The organism is Streptomyces virginiae, from assembly GCF_000720455.1.
Lineage (GTDB): Bacteria > Actinomycetota > Actinomycetes > Streptomycetales > Streptomycetaceae > Streptomyces > Streptomyces virginiae.
Window position 1 is genome coordinate 1 of record NZ_JOAK01000028.1, and the last position, 17,805, is coordinate 17,805.

Below are 17,805 nucleotides of genomic sequence, written 5' to 3' on the forward strand. Positions count from 1 at the left end.
AAACGCCCGGTTACATTCCGAACCCGGAAGCTAAGCCTTTCAGCGCCGATGGTACTGCAGGGGGGACCCTGTGGGAGAGTAGGACGCCGCCGAACAATCTTTCAAAGGACCCTTGGTCCAGCGTTCAACGCTGGACCAAGGGTCCTTTTTTGTTTTTCACCTCTTTACGCCGAAGCGCGGCCATGGGTTGGTTGCGCGAGAATGACTAGCGGTACCCCGAAGACAGGAGTCACACCCATGTCCAACTCTCCCGACGATCGTCCGGAGCGCGAGCCTCGGCGCAACGACGGCGGTGACAGGGGCGGCTACCGCGGGGGCCGTGACGACCGTGGCGGCGACCGTCCCCCGTTCCGTCGCGACGACCGCGGCGGCAGGCCGGCCGGCGGCAGCGGTGGCGGTGGCGGCGGCTACCGTCGCGACGACCGTGGCGGACGTCCCTCCGGCGGCGGTGGCGGCGGCTTCCGCCGTGACGACCGTGGTGGCGACCGTCCGTCCTACCCGCGTCGTGACGACCGCGGTGGCGACCGTCCCTCCTTCCGTCGCGACGACCGTGGTGACCGTCCGTCCTACCCGCGTCGTGACGACCGGGGCGGCGACCGTCCCAGCTTCCCGCGTCGTGACGACCGGGGCGGGGACCGTCCCTCGTACCCCCGTCGCGACGACGACCGTGGCGGATTCCGCGGTGGGCGTGACGACCGTGGCGGCGACCGTCCCTCCTACCCCCGCCGTGACGACCGTGGCGACCGCGGTGACCGCGGTGACCGTCCCTCGTACCCGCGTCGTGACGACCTGGGCGACCGTCCGTCCTACCCGCGTCGCGATGACGACCGTGGCGGGTTCCGCGGTGGGCGCGACGACCGTGGTGGCGACCGTCCGTCCTACCCGCGTCGTGACGACCGCGGTGGCGACCGTCCCTCCTACCCGCGTCGCGACGACCGCGGTGACCGTCCGTCCTACCCGCGTCGTGACGACCGTGGCGGCGACCGTCCGTCGTACCCGCGTCGCGATGACGACCGTGGCGGGTTCCGCGGTGGGCGCGACGACCGTGGCGGGGACCGTCCGTCCTACCCGCGTCGCGACGACCGCGGTGGCGACCGTCCCTCCTTCCGCCGTGACGACCGCGGCGAGCGTCCCTCGTACCCGCGTCGTGACGACCGTGGCGGGGACCGTCCCTCGTACCCCCGTCGTGACGACCGGGGCGACCGTCCGTCGTACCCGCGTCGCGATGACGACCGTGGCGGGTTCCGCGGTGGGCGTGACGACCGTGGTGGCGACCGTCCCTCCTACCCGCGCCGTGACGACCGCGGTGACCGCGGGGACCGTCCCTCGTACCCGCGTCGCGACGACGACCGTGGCGGGTACCGGGGTGGCCGTGACGACCGTGGTGGCGACCGTCCGTCCTACCCGCGCCGTGACGACCGCGGTGACCGCGGCGACCGCCCCTCGTACCCCCGTCGTGACGACCGTGGCGGCGACCGCGGTGGCGACCGCGGCGGCTTCCGTGGCGGCCGCGACGACCGCGGTGGCTACCGGGGTCGTGACGACCGTGGCGGTGACCGCGGGTACCGCTCGGACCGCGACCGCGACCCGGTCAAGCGCCTCCCGATCGACGAGGACGTCACCGGCCTCGAGATCGACGCCGACGTGCGTCAGGAGCTGCTGAGCCTGCCCAAGGGTCTGGCCGAAGAGGTCTCCAAGAACCTGGTCATGGTCGCCCGGCTGATCGACGACGAGCCCGAGCAGGCGTACGCGTACTCGCGCATCGCCCTGCGCCTGGCCTCCCGCGTCGCCGCCGTCCGCGAGGCCGCCGGCTTCGCCGCGTACGCCACGCAGAAGTACAGCGAGGCCCTCGCCGAGTTCCGTGCCGCCAAGCGCATGACCGGATCCGTTGAGCTGTGGCCCGTCATGGCCGACTGCGAGCGCGGCCTCGGCCGCCCCGAGCGTGCGCTGGCCATGGCCGGTGAGCCCGAGGTGCAGAAGCTCGACAAGGCCGGCCAGGTCGAGATGCGACTGGTCGCGGCCGGTGCCCGGCGGGACCAGGGGCAGCTCGAAGCCGCCATCGTGACCCTGCAGAGCCCCGAGCTGGCCTCCAACGCCGTCCAGCCGTGGACCGCGCGCCTGCGGTACGCCTACGCCGACGCCCTGCTGGCGGCCGGTCGTGAGGACGAGGCCCGCGAGTGGTTCGGCAAGGCCCTCGAAGCGGACAAGGACGGGGCCACCGACGCCTCCGACCGTCTCGCCGAGCTCGACGGCGTCGAGTTCGTCGACGCCGCGATCGACCCGGCCGACGACGAGGACCGGGACGGGACCGAGGACCTCGTCGACGAGGACGACGAGGACGACGACGAGGACGACGACGCGGCGGAGATCGCCGCGGCCGAGCGCGCCACCGACGTCACCGAGTACTACGACGAGGACGACGAGGAGTACGAGCCGCTGGAGCAGTCCGCGGCCGACGCCGAGGTCCGGGGCGACAAGGCCTGAGCCACGTTGAGGTAGAGGAGAAGGGCGGTACCCCGAACGGGGTACCGCCCTTCTTCGTGTCCGGGAGGTCGTGCCCGGGAGGTGTGGGCCGGGAAACGCCCTAGCCCAGTCCGCGCAGGACCAGGCCGGTGGCCGGCTTCGGCCCGAAGGACGTGGACTTGCGGGGCATGGTGACCCCCTGGCGGGCGAGGTCGCGCACGACCTCCTCGCGTACGGGGTGCAGCAGGACGGCGGTGCCCCCGTGGCGTTCGGCCATGGCCACCGTGGACGCGGCGTCGTGGATGTACGTGATCTGGTCGGGGGCGTCCGGGACGTGCCAGAGGGAGTCGAGCAGCGTCGCGTGCAGCACGGTGGCGTCCAGCCGGCGCCAGGCCTCGGGGCGGTCGTGGCGGACCGTACGGTCCAGGAGGGCCAGGTCGGGATCGGTGACCAGGTGGAAGGTGCCGTCACCGGCGAGGAGGAAGGCGTTGCCGCGTTCCGCCGCGTCCGAGAGGGCGTCCAGGGCCAGCGGGAGGGGCCCCTCGACGGGGCGGACCCGGAAGTGACCGGCGACGGCGGCCAGCGCGTCGGCGACCGGGAGGCGGCGCAGCATCCGGTGGATGGCGCGGACCTGGAGCGGGTAGCGGACGGTGTCCACGAGCAGCACCAGGCCGAAGTCCCACGCGGTGGGGGAGCCGTGCTCCTCCTGGAGGCGCAGGTACGTCGCCCAGCGGTGGTGGCCGTCGGCGATGAGGGCCTGGCGGTGGCTGAGATCCGCCGTGACGGCGGCGAGTTCGGCCGGGTCGGTGATGGCCCAGAGCCGGTGCTGGAAGCCGTCCTCGGTGGTGGTCGACAGCAGGGGGGCGCGCTGGGCGGTCCGTTCGACGACCGCCGCAGCACCCGCGGCGGGGTCGTCACCGCGGTAGGTGAGGAGGAGGGGTTCGAGGTTGGCGGAGGTGGCCCGCATCAGGCCCGCACGGTCGGTCACCACGTCCGGCATGACGTCCTCGTGGGGGAGGACGATGCCCGCGTCGGCGGCGGACAGGGCCAGGGCGCCGATGACGCCGCGCTGGAGCAGGCCCGCCCTGCGCTGCTCGTACACGTACAGCGCGGGCTCCGGGTCGGCGGACAGGATGCCCGCGGCGAGCCAGTCCCGCAGGGTGCGCGCGGCCTGCTCGTTGCGCGCGGCCGGGGTGCCGGCCTGGGGCAGGATCAGGCGGACGATGTTGTGCGGATCGGCGGATTCGAGGTGGTCGACTCCGTCGGGGCGCACGACCACGTCGTACGGCGGCGAGGTGACGGCGGCCAGGCTGCCGACACGCTCGGGGACGTAGCGCAGGCCATGGAACGGGATCAGGCGCAGTCCGTGCTCCGCGGTGCCAGAAATGGTCATTGGTGCATGGTAAGTCGCGTCTCGCCATGCGGGATGATCGGGGCAGTAGGGAATCGGACAAGATCGATCACAGAGGGAGCGGCCACGATGACCCGGCAGATCAGGACCAGTCCCGCGGCGTGTGACCAGAGTCTGCACCAGGCGTACGACACCGCTCTCCTGGACCTGGACGGTGTGGTGTACGCGGGCGGGCGGGCCATCGGCCACGCCGTGGAGTCCCTCGCGGCGGCCCGCGCCGACGGCATGCACCTCGCGTACGTCACGAACAACGCGCTGCGGACCCCCGAGTCCGTCGCCGAGCACCTGGGTGAGCTGGGCATCCCGACGGCGGCGGCGGAGGTGATCACCTCGGCGCAGGCGGTGGCCCGCCTGATCGCGGAGCAGGTGGAGCCGGGGTCGAAGGTGCTGGTGATCGGCGGGGAGGGGCTGCGGGTCGCGCTGCGCGAACGCGGGCTCGTGCCGGTCGAGTCCGCCGACGAGGAGGGCCTCGCGGCGGTCGTGCAGGGCTACGGCGGGCCGGACCTGGCGTGGGGCCGGTTCGCGGAGGCCGCGTACGCGATCAACCGGGGCGTGCCGTGGTACGCGTCGAACACCGACCTGACGATCCCCGGGGCGCGGGGCATCGCGCCGGGCAACGGGGCCGCGGTGGAGGTCGTACGGATCGCCACGGGCGCGGACCCGCAGGTGGCGGGCAAGCCGCTGCCCCCGATGCACCGGGAGACGGTGCTGCGGACCGGGGCGAAGCGGCCGCTGGTCGTCGGGGACCGGCTGGACACCGACATCGAGGGCGCCTTCAACGGGGAGGTGGACTCGCTGCTGGTGCTCACGGGGGTGACCGACGCGGAGCAGCTGCTGCGCGCGGAGCCCCGGCACCGGCCGACCTACGTGGACCGGGACCTGCGCGGGCTGCTGTCCGGGCAGCCGGAGGTGGTGCCGGCCGCGGAGGGGTTCCGCTGCGGCGGGTGGACGGCGGTCGCGCTGAACAACGGCGAGCTCGAACTGCGCGAGGACGACGAGGATGACCAGGCCGACGGGGGTGACGAGGCCGCCGACAGCGGGAGCGGCGCGGACCGGGATCCGCTGGACGGCCTGCGGGCGCTGTGTGCGGCGGCCTGGACGTCCGCGGGGGAGGACGTGTGCACGCTGGACGCGGCGAAGGCGCTGGCCAGGCTGGGTCTTTAGGCAAGCCCCGGGGGTCCGTTCGGGGCGGAGGCTAGGCTAACCTAACCTGCGTGTTGGTTGAGAGTCCCCCTGAATCCGGACCGAGCGCGGCGCCCCCGCCCGACGCCGTCGCCCGCCCACGCCATGCCGCGCGTGCCGCCGGCCTCGCCGGCGCCCTCGTGGTGCTCGCCCTGATCGCGGTGGTGAGCATCGCCGTGGGCGCCAAGCAGATGCCCCTGGAGGAGGTCTGGCACGGTCTCTTCCACTACTCGGGGACCACCTCGGACGTGGTCGTGCGGGACCTGCGGGTCCCGCGCACCCTCCTCGGGCTGATGGTCGGGCTCGGACTGGGCCTGTCCGGGGCGGTGATGCAGGCGCTGTCCCGCAACCCGCTGGCCGAGCCCGGCATCCTCGGCGTCAACGCGGGCGCCGCGGCGGCCGTGGTCTCCGCGATCAGCTTCTTCGGCGCGAACTCGCTGAGCGAGTTCGTGTGGTGGGCCTTCCTCGGCGCCGCCGTCGTCTCGGTCGTCGTGTACGTGCTCGGCGGCAGCCGCAGCGCCACCCCGGTACGCCTCGCGCTCGCCGGTACGGCGGCCAGCGCGGCCCTCGTCGGCTACATCAACGCCGTGCAGCTGATGGACAGCAAGGCGCTGGACAAGCTGCGCTTCTGGACGGTGGGCTCGCTGGCCTCGGCCAACATGGACACCGTCCGGCAGGTCGCCCCGTTCCTCCTGGTCGGCGCGGTGCTCGCGCTGACGCTCGGCCGGCCGCTCAACGCGATGGCCATGGGCGACGACACGGCCCGGGCACTGGGGGCGAACCTGACGCGGACGCGGGTCGGCGCGATGCTCGCCATCACCCTGCTCTGCGGTGCGGCGACCGCCGCCTGCGGGCCCATCGTCTTCATCGGCCTGATGATCCCCCACCTCGTGCGCGTGTTCACGGGACCGGACATGCGCTGGGTGCTCGCGTACTCGGCCGTCCTGTCGCCCGTCCTGCTGCTCGGCGCGGACGTCGTCGGCCGGGTCGTCACCCGGCCCGCCGAGCTGCAGGTCGGCATCGTCACCGCCCTCATCGGCGGGCCCGTCTTCATCTACCTCGTCCGGCGCAAGAGGATGGCCCAGCTGTGACCGTGACCGCCAAAGCCCGTCCCGTGCGGCTCCCGGGCGGGATGTCGCTGCGGATCGAGCGGCGCGCCCTGGCCGTCGGCGTCCTGCTCGTCCTCGCCGCGTTCGTCATGGCCGTCCTGCTCATCGGCACCGGCGACTTCGACATCGCGCCGTGGGACGTCGTACAGACCCTGCTCGGCAACGGCACCCCCGCCAACGACTTCATCGTCAACGACCTGCGGCTGCCCCGGGTGCTGGTCGCCCTGCTGGTCGGCGCGGCCCTCGGGATGGCGGGGGCCGTCTTCCAGTCGGTGACCCGCAACCCGCTCGGCTCGCCCGACCTGCTCGGCTTCTCCTACGGGTCCGCGGTCGGCGCCCTCGTCGTCATCATCCTGCTGAACGGCTCGGCGACCGAGGTCGCCGTCGGCGCGCTGCTCGGAGGCCTGCTGGCCGGCGCCGCCGTCTACCTGCTGGCGTACAAGCGGGGCATCCACGGCTACCGGCTGGTGCTGGTGGGCATCGGCGCCTCCGCGATGCTGGTGGCCGTCATCCAGTACCTGATCACCAAGGCCCAGCTGGTGGAGGCCTCACGCGCGATGGTCTGGCTGACCGGTTCGCTGGCCGGCCGGGACTGGGCGCAGGTGTGGCCGCTGATGGTGACCTGTGCGGTGCTGTTCCCGCTGGTGCTGGGGCAGAGCCGGGCCCTGCGGATGATCGAGATGGGCGACGACGCCGCGTACGCGGTGGGGGTACGGGTGGAACGCACCCGGCTGCTGCTGATGCTGGCCGCCATCCTGCTCACGACGGCGGCAAGCGCCGCGGCGGGGCCGATCAGCTTCGTCGCGCTGGCCGCGCCGCAGTTGGCGCGGCGGCTCACCCGCTCGCCCGGCGCCAACCTGCTGACCGGCGCCCTGATGGGCTCGGTGGTGCTGCTGCTGTCGGACTGGGCCTCGCAGCGGGCCTTCGGCGCGGACCAGCTGCCGGTGGGCGTGGTGACCGGGCTGGTCGGCGGTGTCTATCTGCTCTGGCTGCTCGTCACCGAGCGCAAGGCAGGACGTATATGAACCTCAGGAGTGCGCAAGTGCAGCGGTTGACCGCGGAGAACGTGACCCTCGGCTACGACCAGCGGGTCATCGCCGAGAACCTGTCGGTGGAGATCCCCGACAACTCCTTCACGGTGATCGTCGGCCCCAACGCCTGCGGCAAGTCCACGCTGCTGCGGGCCCTGTCGCGGATGCTGAAGCCGTCCGAGGGCCGGGTGCTGCTGGACGGACAGGCCATCGGGTCCATGCCCGCGAAGAAGGTCGCCAAGACCCTGGGCCTGCTCCCGCAGTCCTCGATCGCGCCCGACGGCATCACGGTGGCCGACCTCGTCTCGCGCGGCCGGTACCCGCACCAGGGGCTGCTGCGGCAGTGGTCGCCCGAGGACGAGCGAATCGTCACCGAGTCGATGGCCTCGACCGGGGTCGCCGAGCTCGCCGACCGGGCCGTGGACGAGCTGTCGGGCGGGCAGCGCCAGCGCGTGTGGATCGCGATGGCCCTCGCCCAGCAGACCCCGCTGCTGCTGCTCGACGAGCCGACGACGTACCTGGACATCCAGCACCAGATCGACGTGCTGGACCTGTGCGCCGAACTGCACGAGACGCAGGGGCGCACCCTCGTCGCCGTGCTGCACGACCTCAACCACGCGGCCCGCTACGCCACGCACCTGATCGCGATGCGGGGCGGGAAGGTCATCGCCGAGGGGCCGCCGCAGGAGGTGGTCACCGCGGAGCTCGTGGAGAAGGTGTTCGGGCTGCGCTGCCAGGTCATCGACGACCCGGAGACGGGGACGCCGCTGGTGATCCCGGCGGCACGGCGCTCGCGCATCCAGGTCCGGGCGGCCGAGCCCGCCCAGCCCTAGGTCGTGTCCGCAAGGTCCCGCCTGCGCGCCCGCCCTCCGGGCGGCCGGCGCTACTGTGCGGACACTCCCTAGGGGCTGTCTTGCCGGACCCCGCCCGCCGGGCAGGCGGGGCTTGGCGGACCCCGCTAGAGCAGGCTCTTCAGCCGCAGCAGGTCGCGGAAGCCGGCCTCCAGCCTGACCCGGCCGGAGGCCCAGGCCTTCGCGAACTTCAGCTCGCCCGCGACCAGCGCGACCAGGTCGTCGCCGGTCATCGCGAGGCGGATCTCGGCCTTCTGGGCCGGCGGGCCCGCAGTGACCGCGTCCACCCGGATCCGGCCTGCGTGGAGGCGGCCCGTGAACGTCTGGTCCAGGTCGGTGATGTGGCAGCTGAGGGAGCGGTCGAACGCGGCCGCGCCGCGCACGTCGGCCTCGGCCCGCGCGAGGTTGCCGGAGAGTTCGTCGAGTGCGTCACGGCACTCCTGGATCGTAGCCATCGTGATCACGACCGTACCGCAGAGCCGCGCGTGGCCGCGGGGGCGCTTCGCGGTAGCGTCGTGGCATGACCGACGAAGCAGCCGAGACCCGGGCCGAGGCCCAGAGCGCGGGCGGAGCCGGGCCGGCCGGAGCCGAGACGGCGGCGCAGGCCCCCGCCGAGCCGGTGGAGCCCGCCGGGCCCGTCCCGCTGGGCGTCGTACGCACCCCCACCGGCCACGCCGGGGTGGACGCGCACCTGGCGCGGCTGGCGGACGCGGACCACCTCGGGGCGGACGGACACGTCGAGGTGTACGAGGATGTCCACCGGGGGCTGCGTGAGGCGCTGACGGCGCTGGACGCACCGCCCCTCCCCGGACCGTACGAAAACAGGAGCTGAACCGAACGTGGCAGGAGTGGCACGCCGCCGCCTGGACGCCGAACTGGTACGCCGCAGCATGGCCCGCTCGCGCGAGCACGCCGCGCAGCTGATCGCCGCGGGCCGGGTGACCGTGGGCGGCACCACCGCGACCAAGGCCGCCACCCAGGTCGAGACCAGCGCGGCCCTCGTCGTCCTCAAGGACGACGCCGACCCCGACTACGTCTCCCGCGGTGGGCACAAGCTCGCGGGCGCCCTCGCGGCCTTCCTGCCGCAGGGGCTGCGGGTCGAGGGCCGCCGGGCGCTGGACGCGGGCGCGTCCACCGGCGGCTTCACCGACGTGCTGCTGCGCGCGGGCGTGTCCCACGTCATGGCGGTCGACGTCGGCTACGGGCAGCTCGCCTGGTCGCTGCAGAGCGACGACCGGGTCACCGTGAAGGACCGTACGAACGTGCGCGAGCTGACGGTCGAGCAGATCGACGGCGTCCCGGTGGACCTCGTCGTCGGCGACCTGTCCTTCATCTCCATCGGTCTGGTGCTGCCCGCGCTGGTGCGGTGCACGGCGCCGGACGCCGATCTGGTGCTGATGGTCAAGCCGCAGTTCGAGGTGGGCAAGGACCGGCTGGGCAGCGGCGGCGTCGTGCGCAGCCCGGAGCTGCGGGCGGAGGCCGTGCGCGAGGTGGCGGCCCGGGCGGCGGGTCTGGGACTGGGGGTCCTCGGAGTCACCGCCAGTCCGCTGCCGGGGCCGTCCGGGAACGTCGAGTACTTTCTGTGGCTGAGGGCGGGGGCACCGGCGCTCGACCCGGCGGATGTTGACCGTGCAGTGGCGGAGGGGCCGCAGTGACAGATTCTTCGGGGGAACGGACCGTATTCCTGCTCGCGCACACCGGACGGCCGGCGGCCATCCGCAGCGCCGAGCTGGTCGTCAAGGGGCTGCTGCGCTGCGGGCTGGGCGTACGGGTCTTCGCCCACGAGGCGGTGGACCTGCCGCTGCCGCCGGAGGTGGAGCTCGTCACCGAGTCCACGCCGGGGGTGCTCGACGGGTGCGAGCTGCTGGTGGTGCTGGGCGGTGACGGGACCCTGCTGCGGGGCGCCGAGTTCGCGCGCGCCTCGGGCGTGCCGATGCTCGGCGTCAACCTGGGCCGGGTCGGCTTCCTCGCCGAGGCCGAGCGTGACGACCTGGACAAGGTCGTGGACCGGGTCGTGACCCGCTCGTACGAGGTCGAGGAGCGGATGACCCTCGACGTGATCGTGCGCACGAACGGTGACGTCGTCCACCGGGACTGGGCGCTGAACGAGGCCGCGGTCCAGAAGGTGTCCCCGGAGCGGATGCTGGAGGTGGTCCTGGAGATCGACGGGCGCCCCGTGACCGGCTTCGGCTGTGACGGCATCGTCTGCGCGACCCCGACCGGTTCGACGGCCTACGCCTTCTCCGCGGGCGGTCCGGTGGTCTGGCCGGAGGTGGAGGCGCTGCTGATGGTGCCGATCAGCGCGCACGCGCTGTTCGCGAAGCCGCTGGTGACCTCGCCGAACTCGGTCCTGGCGGTGGAGGTGCAGAACGGCACCCCGCACGGAGTCCTGTGGTGCGACGGCCGGCGCATGCTGGACCTGCCGGCCGGGGCCCGGGTGGAGGTCCGGCGGGGCGCGGTGCCCGTGCGGCTCGCCCGGCTGCACCACGCTTCCTTCACGGACCGGCTCGTCGCGAAGTTCGCGCTGCCGGTGTCGGGATGGCGCGGCGCGCCCCATTGAGGGACGTACCTCACCGGATGAACCGGCCGGCGGCGGGCGTCCACGGGACCTCGCCGCCCGCAAGCCCGGCCGCGATCAACGGTGTTGCCGTTCCGGGCCCGCCGCGAGAGCATTAATAGCACATGCGTTCGGAAAACTCGGGACGGGTGACGTCACATGGCACCGGGGAAACCTCGGTATCGTCGTCCCGTGCTTGAGGAGATGCGGATACGGTCGCTCGGGGTCATCGACGACGCGGTGGTCGAGCTGTCGCCCGGTTTCACCGCGGTGACCGGCGAGACCGGCGCGGGCAAGACGATGGTCGTCACCAGCCTCGGGCTGCTGCTCGGCGGTCGCGCCGACCCGGCCCTGGTGCGGATCGGGGCCAAGGCGGCAGTGGTCGAGGGCCGCATCGTCATGCGCCCGGACGCCCCCGCCGCGGTACGGGCCGAGGAGGCCGGCGCCGAGCTCGACGACGGCGCCCTGCTGATCAGCCGGACCGTGTCCGCCGAGGGGCGCTCGCGCGCCCACGTCGGCGGCCGCTCCGTGCCCGTCGGCCTGCTCGGCGAACTCGCCGACGACCTGGTCGCCGTACACGGACAGACCGACCAGCAGGGCCTGCTCCGGCCGGCCCGGCAGCGGCAGGCGCTCGACCGGTACGCCGGGGACACCGTCGCCGTCCCGCTGGAGAAGTACGCCTCCGCCTACCGCAGGCTCCGCGCGGTCGCCGTGGAGCTCGACGAGATCACCACCCGGGCCCGGGAGCGGGCCCAGGAGGCGGACCTGCTCCGCTTCGGGCTGGACGAGATCGCGGCCGTGGAGCCGGTGGCCGGCGAGGACGCCGAGCTGGCGGCCGAGGCCGAGCGGCTCGGGCACGCCGAAGCACTGGCCTCGGCGGCCCAGGCGGCGCACGCCGCGCTCGCGGGCAACCCCGAGGACCCCGAGGCCATCGACGCGAACATGCTCGTCGCCGGAGCCCACCGGGCACTGGAATCCGTACGGTCGCACGACCCGGCTCTCGGCGCGCTCGCCGAGCGGATCGGGGAGCTCGGCATCCTGCTGTCCGACGTCGCCGGGGAACTGGCGGGCTACGCCGACGACCTCGACGCCGATCCGCTGCGGCTGGCCGCGGTGGAGGAGCGCCGGGCCGCTCTCACGCAGCTGACCCGCAAGTACGGCTCCGAGGGCACCGTGGACGCCGTGCTGGAGTGGGCCGAACAGGGCGCGGCCCGGCTGCTGGAGCTGGACGGCGACGACGAGCGGATCACCGAGCTGACCGCGGAACGGGACGGGCTGCGCTCCGAACTGTCGCTGCTGGCGCAGGCGCTGACCGACGCCCGGGTGGAGGCGGCGACGCGCTTCGCCTCCGCGGTGACGCAGGAGCTGGCGTCGCTGGCGATGCCGCACGCCCGGGTGACGATCGACATCCGGCAGACGGAGGACCCCGAAGGAGTGGACGTGGACGGCCGCCCGGTCGCCTACGGCCCCTCCGGCACCGACGAGGTCGAACTGCTGCTGGCCCCGCACCCGGGGGCCCAGCCGCGGCCGATCGCCAAGGGCGCCTCCGGCGGTGAGCTCTCCCGGGTGATGCTCGCGGTGGAGGTCGTCTTCGCGGGCACCGACCCGGTGCCCACCTACCTCTTCGACGAGGTCGACGCGGGCGTCGGCGGCAAGGCGGCGGTCGAGATCGGTCGGCGCCTGGCGAAGCTCGCCAGGTCGGCGCAGGTCGTCGTCGTCACCCACCTGCCGCAGGTTGCGGCCTTCGCCGACCGGCAGCTGCTGGTGGAGAAGACCAACGACGGCTCGGTCACCCGCAGCGGCGTCACCGTCCTGGAGGGCGAGGACCGCATCCGCGAACTCTCGCGCATGCTCGCGGGGCACGAGGACTCCGCCTCCGCGCGGGCGCACGCCGAGGAACTGCTGGCGGCGGCGCGCGCCGACGCGTGAGCCCGTACATCGGCCGGAGGGCCCGGAACGCATGACGTTCCGGGCCCTCCGCTTGTCCGCGAACGACCGGTTCGGACCCGAAACAGACCGATCGGCACGTCACTCTCCGGATTCCACTTAAGCCGTGTGGGTGAGGCCGGGGGGTGTCCGGCCGTATCTCGCACAGGATCCGCACCCATATGGTCCCGGAACGCGCGTACGGACTGGCATTCTTGGCGACGTCTCTGACTCCCCTCACCCTGGAGCTTCGGCCCGTGAGCAGCTCCCCGGTCTCCACCCCCGTCGCGGCACAGCCCTACGGGCGCCAGCCGCTGCGCACCGTCCAAGTGCTCGGCGGCGGGGCGGGCGCGGGCAGTTGCGCGCACGTCCGATCGCTCGCCACCGGGCTCGCCGCGCGCGGGGTGCGGGTCACCGTGTGCGCGCCCGTGCAGGCGGAGGGGGAGTACGACTTCACCGGCGCCGGGGCGGAGTTCGCGCCCGACGCGGTGAGCGTGCTGCGGGCGGCGTGCGCCGGGGCGGACGTCGTGCACGCGCACGGGGTGCGGGCCGGGCTGCGGGCCGCGCTGGCCATACGCGGGCGCCGGGTGCCGCTGGTGGTGAGCTGGCACGGCGACGGCCCGACGGCGCCGGGCGCGCTCGGGCGGCTGAGCCGGATACTGGAACGGCGCGTGGCGCGGGCCGCCGCGGTGGTGCTCGGCGCCTCCTCGGACCTCGTGGACCTCGCGCGGCAGCGGGGCGCCAGGGACGCGCGGCTGGCGCCCGTGGCGGTCCCCGCCGCCCCGGAAGGGGCGTCGGACCCCGGCAAGCTGCGGGCGGAACTCGGACTGGTGGAACGGCCGTTGCTCATCGCGGTCGGCAGCCTGGTGGCGCACCGCGGGTACTCGGTCCTGCTCGACGCGGCGCGGGAGTGGCGGGCCCTGGAACCCGTACCGCTGCTGGTGATCGCGGGCGAGGGGCCGCTACGGGCCGAACTGGCCCGGCGGATCGAGGCGGAGGGGCTCCCGGTCCGGCTGCTCGGACGCCGCCGGGACGCGGCGCAACTGCTGGCGGCGGCGGACCTGGCGGTGCTGCCGAGCCGTTGGGAGACGCGGGCACTGCTGGCGCAGGAGGCGCTGCGTGCGGGCGTGCCGCTGGTCGCCACGGCGGTGGGCGGGGTGCCGGAGCTGGTGGGGGAGGGCGCGGTGCTCGTCCCGCCGGGGGAGGCGCGCGCCCTCGCCTCGGCCGTGGCCGGCCTCCTGGCCGACCCGGCCCGCCGGGCGGACCTGGCCGCCGCCGGGCGCGTCCAGGCCGCGACGTGGCCGTCGGAGGACGACACGGTGGCCCAGGTCCTGTCCGTCTACGACGAACTGACGGAACGCCGCCGCTAGCCCTTCGCCTGCGGCGCCGCCCGGCCCTTCAGCCCCGCCGGCGTTCGAGGGGCGGATCCGGGCGCAGCGCCGCCGTTCAGCCTCGCCGGCGTTGCTGGCGCGGGTCCGGGCGTAGCACCGCCCTTCAGCCTCGCCGGCGTTTGAGGCGCGGATCCGGGCGCAGCGCCGCCGTTCAGCCTCGTTGGCGTTGCTGGCGCGGGTCAGGGCGTAGCACCGCCCTTCAGCCTCGCCGGCGTTTGAGGCGCGGGTCCGGGCAGAGCCCGGGGAACGGTGGAAGGGCGGGTAGGGGACAGCCCCGCAGGGCCACCCCCGCCACCTCCGGCCGCGCCGCCGCTGCGGGGCTCCGCCCCGAACCCCGCGCCTCAAACGCCGGCGAGGCTGAAGTGGCGGGCCTCCGCCCGGGTCACGCGGCTCAAGCGCCGGCGAGGCTGAAGTGGCGGGCCTCCGCCCGGGTCACGCGGCTCAAGCGCCGGCGAGGCTGAAGTGGCGGGGCTCCCCCCGGGTCACGCGCCTCAAACGCCGGCGAGGCTGAAGTGGCGGGGCTCCGCCCGGGTCACGCGCCTCAAGCGCCGGCGAGGCTGGAGTGGCGGGCCTCCGCCCGGGTCACGCGGCTCAAGCGCCGGCGAGGCTGGAGTGGCGGGGCTCCGCCCGGGTCCCGTGTCTCATGCGCCGGTGGGGCTGAAAGGGCTGGGCCGCCCCCGAGCGAGGGGGGGGGGCTGCGGGTCGACGGACGGAGTCCGGCGCAGCGGGCCGAAGCCGCGAGGCGCCCCGGCGCCGAGGGGTGCGGGGGACGGGTCAGGAAGGGGTGGCGTGGCGGCGGGCGCGGAGGGCGAGGCTGAGGGAGAGGACCGTCTCCGGGTCGTCCAGGTCGGTGCCCAGCAGCTCCGAGATGCGCGCCAGCCGGTTGTAGAGGGTCTGCCGGTTCAGGTGGAGCTCACGGGCCGTCTCCGCCTTGCGGCCCGCATGGGCCAGGTACGTCTCCAGGGTCGGCAGCAGCGGCGGCCGCGACGTCGCGTCGTGCGCCCGCAGCGGACCGATCGCCCGGTCTACGAAGGCCGCCAGGTCGGGGTGTTCGCGCAGCCGCCACAGCAGCAGGTCGATGTCGAGGCGGCGGGCGTCGTACCAGGGGCGGGCCGGCAGGCCGTGGGCCGCCGTCGCCGTCTCCGCCGCGTGCCGCAGACCCGCCGAGGCCGCCGCCCAGCCGCCCGCGACGCCGACGACGACGGCCGGCGGGGCGGTGGCCCGGTCCAGGCCGGCGCGTTCGACACCGGCCCGCAGCGCCGCCGCGACCCGGTCGGCGACCGCCGTGCGCTCCGGCTCCGCCCGCAGCGACACCAGCAGCGGTACCCGGCCCTCGACCGGGCGGACGCCCAGCAGGACCGGCACCCCGGTGGACGACAGCTCCTCCAGGACCGCCCGGGCCAGGACGGCCCAGTTGCCGGACGGGCCGAGGTCCGACAGCCGCATGACCACCGGCAGCAGCGGTCCGGCGCCCGGCTTGAAGCCCAGCACACGGGCCTGCGCCGGCGCGTCCTCCGCCGAGATCCGGCCCTCCGCGAGGTCCGTGAGGAAGTCGCCGCGGCCGCGCGCCGCCAGCTCCTCCTCCTGCCGCGCCTGCATGAGGACCACGGCCAGCACGCCGGCCGTACGCTCCGCCGCCATCCGGTGTACCGGGAGCAGCGGGCCCGAGACCCCGACCAGGACCACCCGGGCCCGTACCGAGCCCGTGCCGGGGCCGCCGCCCGGTACGTCGATCACCACGGTGTTCGCGGACGGTTCGGCCTCGCGCTGGCCGCGCAGCCCCTCCCACACCTGGAGCGGGTCCGCGCCCGGGTCCCCGGCCGAGCTGGCGGCCGCGTACAGCAACTGCCCGTCCGGGGTCTCCAGGAAGACCGGATTGCCGGTGAAGTCGGCCAGGATGCGCAGCACCTGGGGGATGCCCCCGCCGCCCAACAGGGCCTCCGTACAGCGCCGGTGGACCTCCTCGGCCCGCTGGAGCAGGGCGTAGTGGCCGTTGACGATCTCGGTGTGGACCTCTTCGGTGACCGCGACGAAGGGGACCTCCCGGTGGAGCTGGACCAGGGGCAGACCCGCCGCGCGCGCCGTCTCCACGAGCGTCGCGGGCAGCCGCGTGAAGCGCGGTCCCAGCTCGACGACCAGCGCGGCGATGCCCCGGTCCGCGAGGCGGCGTACGAAGGCCCGCTGTTCGGCGGGACGGGTGCCGAGGCCGAGCCCCGTGGTCAGCAGCAGCTCGCCGCCCTTGAGCAGGGAGGCGATGTTCGGCACCTCGCCCGCGTGCACCCAGCGGACGGTGCGGCCCAGGCGGTCGGCGCACGCCACCACCTCCGGCAGGCCGCTGCGCAGCCCCGGCAGCTCCAGTGCCCGCTGAACCGTGATCCCGCCCTGACTGTCCATGTCGCGGGACGCTATCAGGGGGTCAGGCCGGCCGGATGTTGTGGTTGAAGCGGAAGACGTTGTCCGGGTCGTACTGCCGCTTCAGGGCGCCCAGCCGCTCCATGTTCTCGCTGCCCAGGCCGGACACCACCCGGTCCGTGCCCTCGTTCCCGGTGAAGTTCAGGTACACCGCTCCGGTGCTCCAGGGCTCGGAGTCGGACCGGACGTCCTTGACCCACTGCCGGCACCTGTCGTCGTCGGCCGGGTCCTCCCACACCCCGAACGGGTGCACCGCCCAGGGCGCGCCGCGGTACGGCACCGGATAGTCGTCGGGGCCGGAGGCGATGGCGCCGCCCTGCGGGAAGACCAGGTGCTGGGTGCCGGTCGGGACCGGCATCGACCCGGCGCGGGCGCAGAAGACGTCGACGAACTCGTCGGGCAGGCCGGTGAGGTACTCCGCCGACCAGTAGTTCCGCATCCCCGGCGGGTCGTCGATCATGCACTGGAGGTCGGCGTACGGGATGGCGGTGACGATCTCGGACTCGTGGGGGATCGCCAGCAGCGGCTGCGCCAGCTTGCGCATCTCGTCCTCCGGGCCCGCGTACGTCAGCAGCACCCCGGCCAGCAGCAGGCCGACCAGGTGCGGCGGCACGAAGTCCTCGGGCGGCCCGGTGATGTACAGGGCGGCGCCGGAGGCCTCCGGCGGCGCGGCCTCGATCAGGTCCCGGTAGGCGCGGACCACTTCGGGCCCGCGTTCGGGCAGGTACAGCACGAACGCGATCGACATGTGCGGCAGTTCGTGCAGACGCAGCGTCAGCGAGGTGGCGACGCCGAAGTTCCCGCCGCCGCCGTGCAGCCCCCAGAACAGCTCGGGGTGGTCCTCCGCGGTCGCGTGGACCAGCTCGCCCTCGGCGGTGACCAGGTCCACGCCCAGCAGGTTGTCGACGGCCAGGCCGAACTTGCGGTCCAGCCAGCCGGTGCCGCCGCCCAGGACGAAGCCGCCGACCCCGGTGGTGGAGGCCCGGCCGCCGGTGGTCGCGAGACCGTACGGCTGGCAGGCGCGGTCCAGGTGGCTCATCGTGGCGCCGCCCCCGACGTGTGCGGCGCCGGCCGCCGGGTGGACCGTCACCTCGTGCATCCGCCGCAGGTCCACCACGAGGCCGCCGTCGTTGAGGGCCATCCCGGCGACGCTGTGCCCGCCGCCGCGCACGGCGATGTGCAGGTCCAGGTCCCTCGCGAAGCGCACGGCGGTGACCACGTCCTCCGCGCTCTCGCACTGGGCGATCACGGCGGGCCTGCGGTCGATCATCGCGTTGAAGACGGTCCGGGCGTCGTCGTAGCCCGGATCCTCCGGGGCGAACACCTCACCGGACAGATCCTCGCGGAGCGCGGTCAGGGCCGCGCCCGCCTTCGAGAGGGGAGCCATGGCTGCCCCCTTCCAACGGACGGAGGGCATAAGACCCTTCCAGCCTAGGCCCGGAGGATCACCGGGGCGCGGTGAGCACCGCGCC

General features: G+C 74.2%; 14 protein-coding genes, 1 rRNA gene and 1 pseudogene. 12 read left to right on the forward strand and 4 right to left on the reverse strand.

Annotated features, from left to right (window positions below; genetic code table 11):
* From rrf to IG86_RS0131050, 3 genes and pseudogenes are all read left to right on the forward strand, one after another.
* Positions 1 to 95, forward strand: a 5S ribosomal RNA gene (gene rrf, locus IG86_RS40285); the annotation flags it as partial.
* Between the two features lie 157 nt (positions 96 to 252).
* Positions 253 to 1,434, forward strand: a pseudogene (locus IG86_RS45620) (hypothetical protein); the annotation flags it as partial.
* Positions 1,435 to 1,644: 210 nt separating this feature from the next.
* Complete coding sequence (locus IG86_RS0131050; RefSeq protein WP_037943342.1) at positions 1,645 to 2,484, forward strand: tetratricopeptide repeat protein; 840 nt, start codon at positions 1,645 to 1,647, stop codon at positions 2,482 to 2,484.
* 100 nt (positions 2,485 to 2,584) lie between these two features.
* Here the strand turns inward: IG86_RS0131050 and IG86_RS0131055 are convergent, their stop codons facing one another.
* Positions 2,585 to 3,856 carry a DUF1015 family protein gene (locus IG86_RS0131055; protein ID WP_030901356.1) on the reverse strand — a complete coding sequence of 424 codons (1,272 nt, stop codon included), beginning with the start codon at positions 3,854 to 3,856 and terminating at the stop codon, positions 2,585 to 2,587.
* A gap of 87 nt (positions 3,857 to 3,943) precedes the next feature.
* On the opposite strand from IG86_RS0131055, the gene IG86_RS0131060 reads away from it, so the two are divergent.
* From IG86_RS0131060 to IG86_RS0131075, 4 genes are read left to right on the forward strand one after another with little or no spacing between them, the layout of a single operon-like run.
* On the forward strand, positions 3,944 to 5,038 hold the full coding sequence (locus tag IG86_RS0131060; protein ID WP_030901358.1) for an HAD-IIA family hydrolase: 1,095 nt from the start codon (positions 3,944 to 3,946) through the stop codon (positions 5,036 to 5,038).
* Between the two features lie 50 nt (positions 5,039 to 5,088).
* Positions 5,089 to 6,147, forward strand: coding sequence for a FecCD family ABC transporter permease (locus IG86_RS0131065; RefSeq protein WP_030901361.1), 1,059 nt, complete (start codon positions 5,089 to 5,091; stop codon positions 6,145 to 6,147).
* A 41-nt stretch (positions 6,148 to 6,188) separates the two neighbouring features.
* Positions 6,189 to 7,190, forward strand: coding sequence for a FecCD family ABC transporter permease (locus tag IG86_RS0131070; RefSeq protein WP_051785524.1), 1,002 nt, complete (start codon positions 6,189 to 6,191; stop codon positions 7,188 to 7,190).
* Entirely contained in the window at positions 7,187 to 8,029 is an 843-nt protein-coding gene (locus IG86_RS0131075) for an ABC transporter ATP-binding protein (RefSeq protein WP_173429246.1), read from the forward strand. Before IG86_RS0131070 ends, IG86_RS0131075 begins: the two co-directional genes overlap by 4 nt.
* A gap of 125 nt (positions 8,030 to 8,154) precedes the next feature.
* On the opposite strand, the gene IG86_RS0131080 is transcribed toward IG86_RS0131075, so the two are convergent.
* The gene (locus IG86_RS0131080) at positions 8,155 to 8,502 is read right to left on the reverse strand and encodes an SCP2 sterol-binding domain-containing protein (protein ID WP_030831225.1); all 348 of its coding nucleotides are present in this window, start codon (positions 8,500 to 8,502) and stop codon (positions 8,155 to 8,157) included.
* A gap of 65 nt (positions 8,503 to 8,567) precedes the next feature.
* Between IG86_RS0131080 and IG86_RS0131085 the strand changes: the two genes are divergently transcribed.
* The 5 genes from IG86_RS0131085 to IG86_RS0131105 all read left to right on the forward strand — a co-directional run bounded on the left by IG86_RS0131085 (position 8,568) and on the right by IG86_RS0131105 (position 13,900).
* Entirely contained in the window at positions 8,568 to 8,879 is a 312-nt protein-coding gene (locus IG86_RS0131085) for a hypothetical protein (protein WP_030831222.1), read from the forward strand.
* Positions 8,880 to 8,886: 7 nt separating this feature from the next.
* Positions 8,887 to 9,702, forward strand: a complete 816-nt coding sequence (locus IG86_RS0131090) for a TlyA family RNA methyltransferase (protein WP_030831218.1) — start codon at positions 8,887 to 8,889, stop codon at positions 9,700 to 9,702.
* Positions 9,699 to 10,607, forward strand: a complete 909-nt coding sequence (locus IG86_RS0131095) for an NAD kinase (RefSeq protein ID WP_030901367.1) — start codon at positions 9,699 to 9,701, stop codon at positions 10,605 to 10,607. The genes IG86_RS0131090 and IG86_RS0131095 overlap by 4 nt, the downstream gene beginning before the upstream one ends.
* A 201-nt stretch (positions 10,608 to 10,808) precedes the next feature.
* Complete coding sequence (gene recN, locus IG86_RS0131100) at positions 10,809 to 12,533, forward strand: DNA repair protein RecN (RefSeq protein ID WP_030901370.1); 1,725 nt, start codon at positions 10,809 to 10,811, stop codon at positions 12,531 to 12,533.
* 254 nt (positions 12,534 to 12,787) lie between these two features.
* Positions 12,788 to 13,900 carry a glycosyltransferase family 4 protein gene (locus IG86_RS0131105; protein WP_030901373.1) on the forward strand — a complete coding sequence of 371 codons (1,113 nt, stop codon included), beginning with the start codon at positions 12,788 to 12,790 and terminating at the stop codon, positions 13,898 to 13,900.
* Between the two features lie 795 nt (positions 13,901 to 14,695).
* Here IG86_RS0131105 and IG86_RS0131115 read toward each other — a convergent pair.
* Both IG86_RS0131115 and IG86_RS0131120 read right to left on the reverse strand, forming a co-directional pair.
* Positions 14,696 to 16,315 carry a PucR family transcriptional regulator gene (locus IG86_RS0131115; protein ID WP_030831205.1) on the reverse strand — a complete coding sequence of 540 codons (1,620 nt, stop codon included), beginning with the start codon at positions 16,313 to 16,315 and terminating at the stop codon, positions 14,696 to 14,698.
* Between the two features lie 22 nt (positions 16,316 to 16,337).
* Positions 16,338 to 17,720 (reverse strand): FAD-binding oxidoreductase, encoded by a 1,383-nt coding sequence (locus IG86_RS0131120; protein WP_030831202.1) that lies wholly within the window; start codon positions 17,718 to 17,720, stop codon positions 16,338 to 16,340.
* Positions 17,721 to 17,805 lie beyond the last annotated feature (85 nt).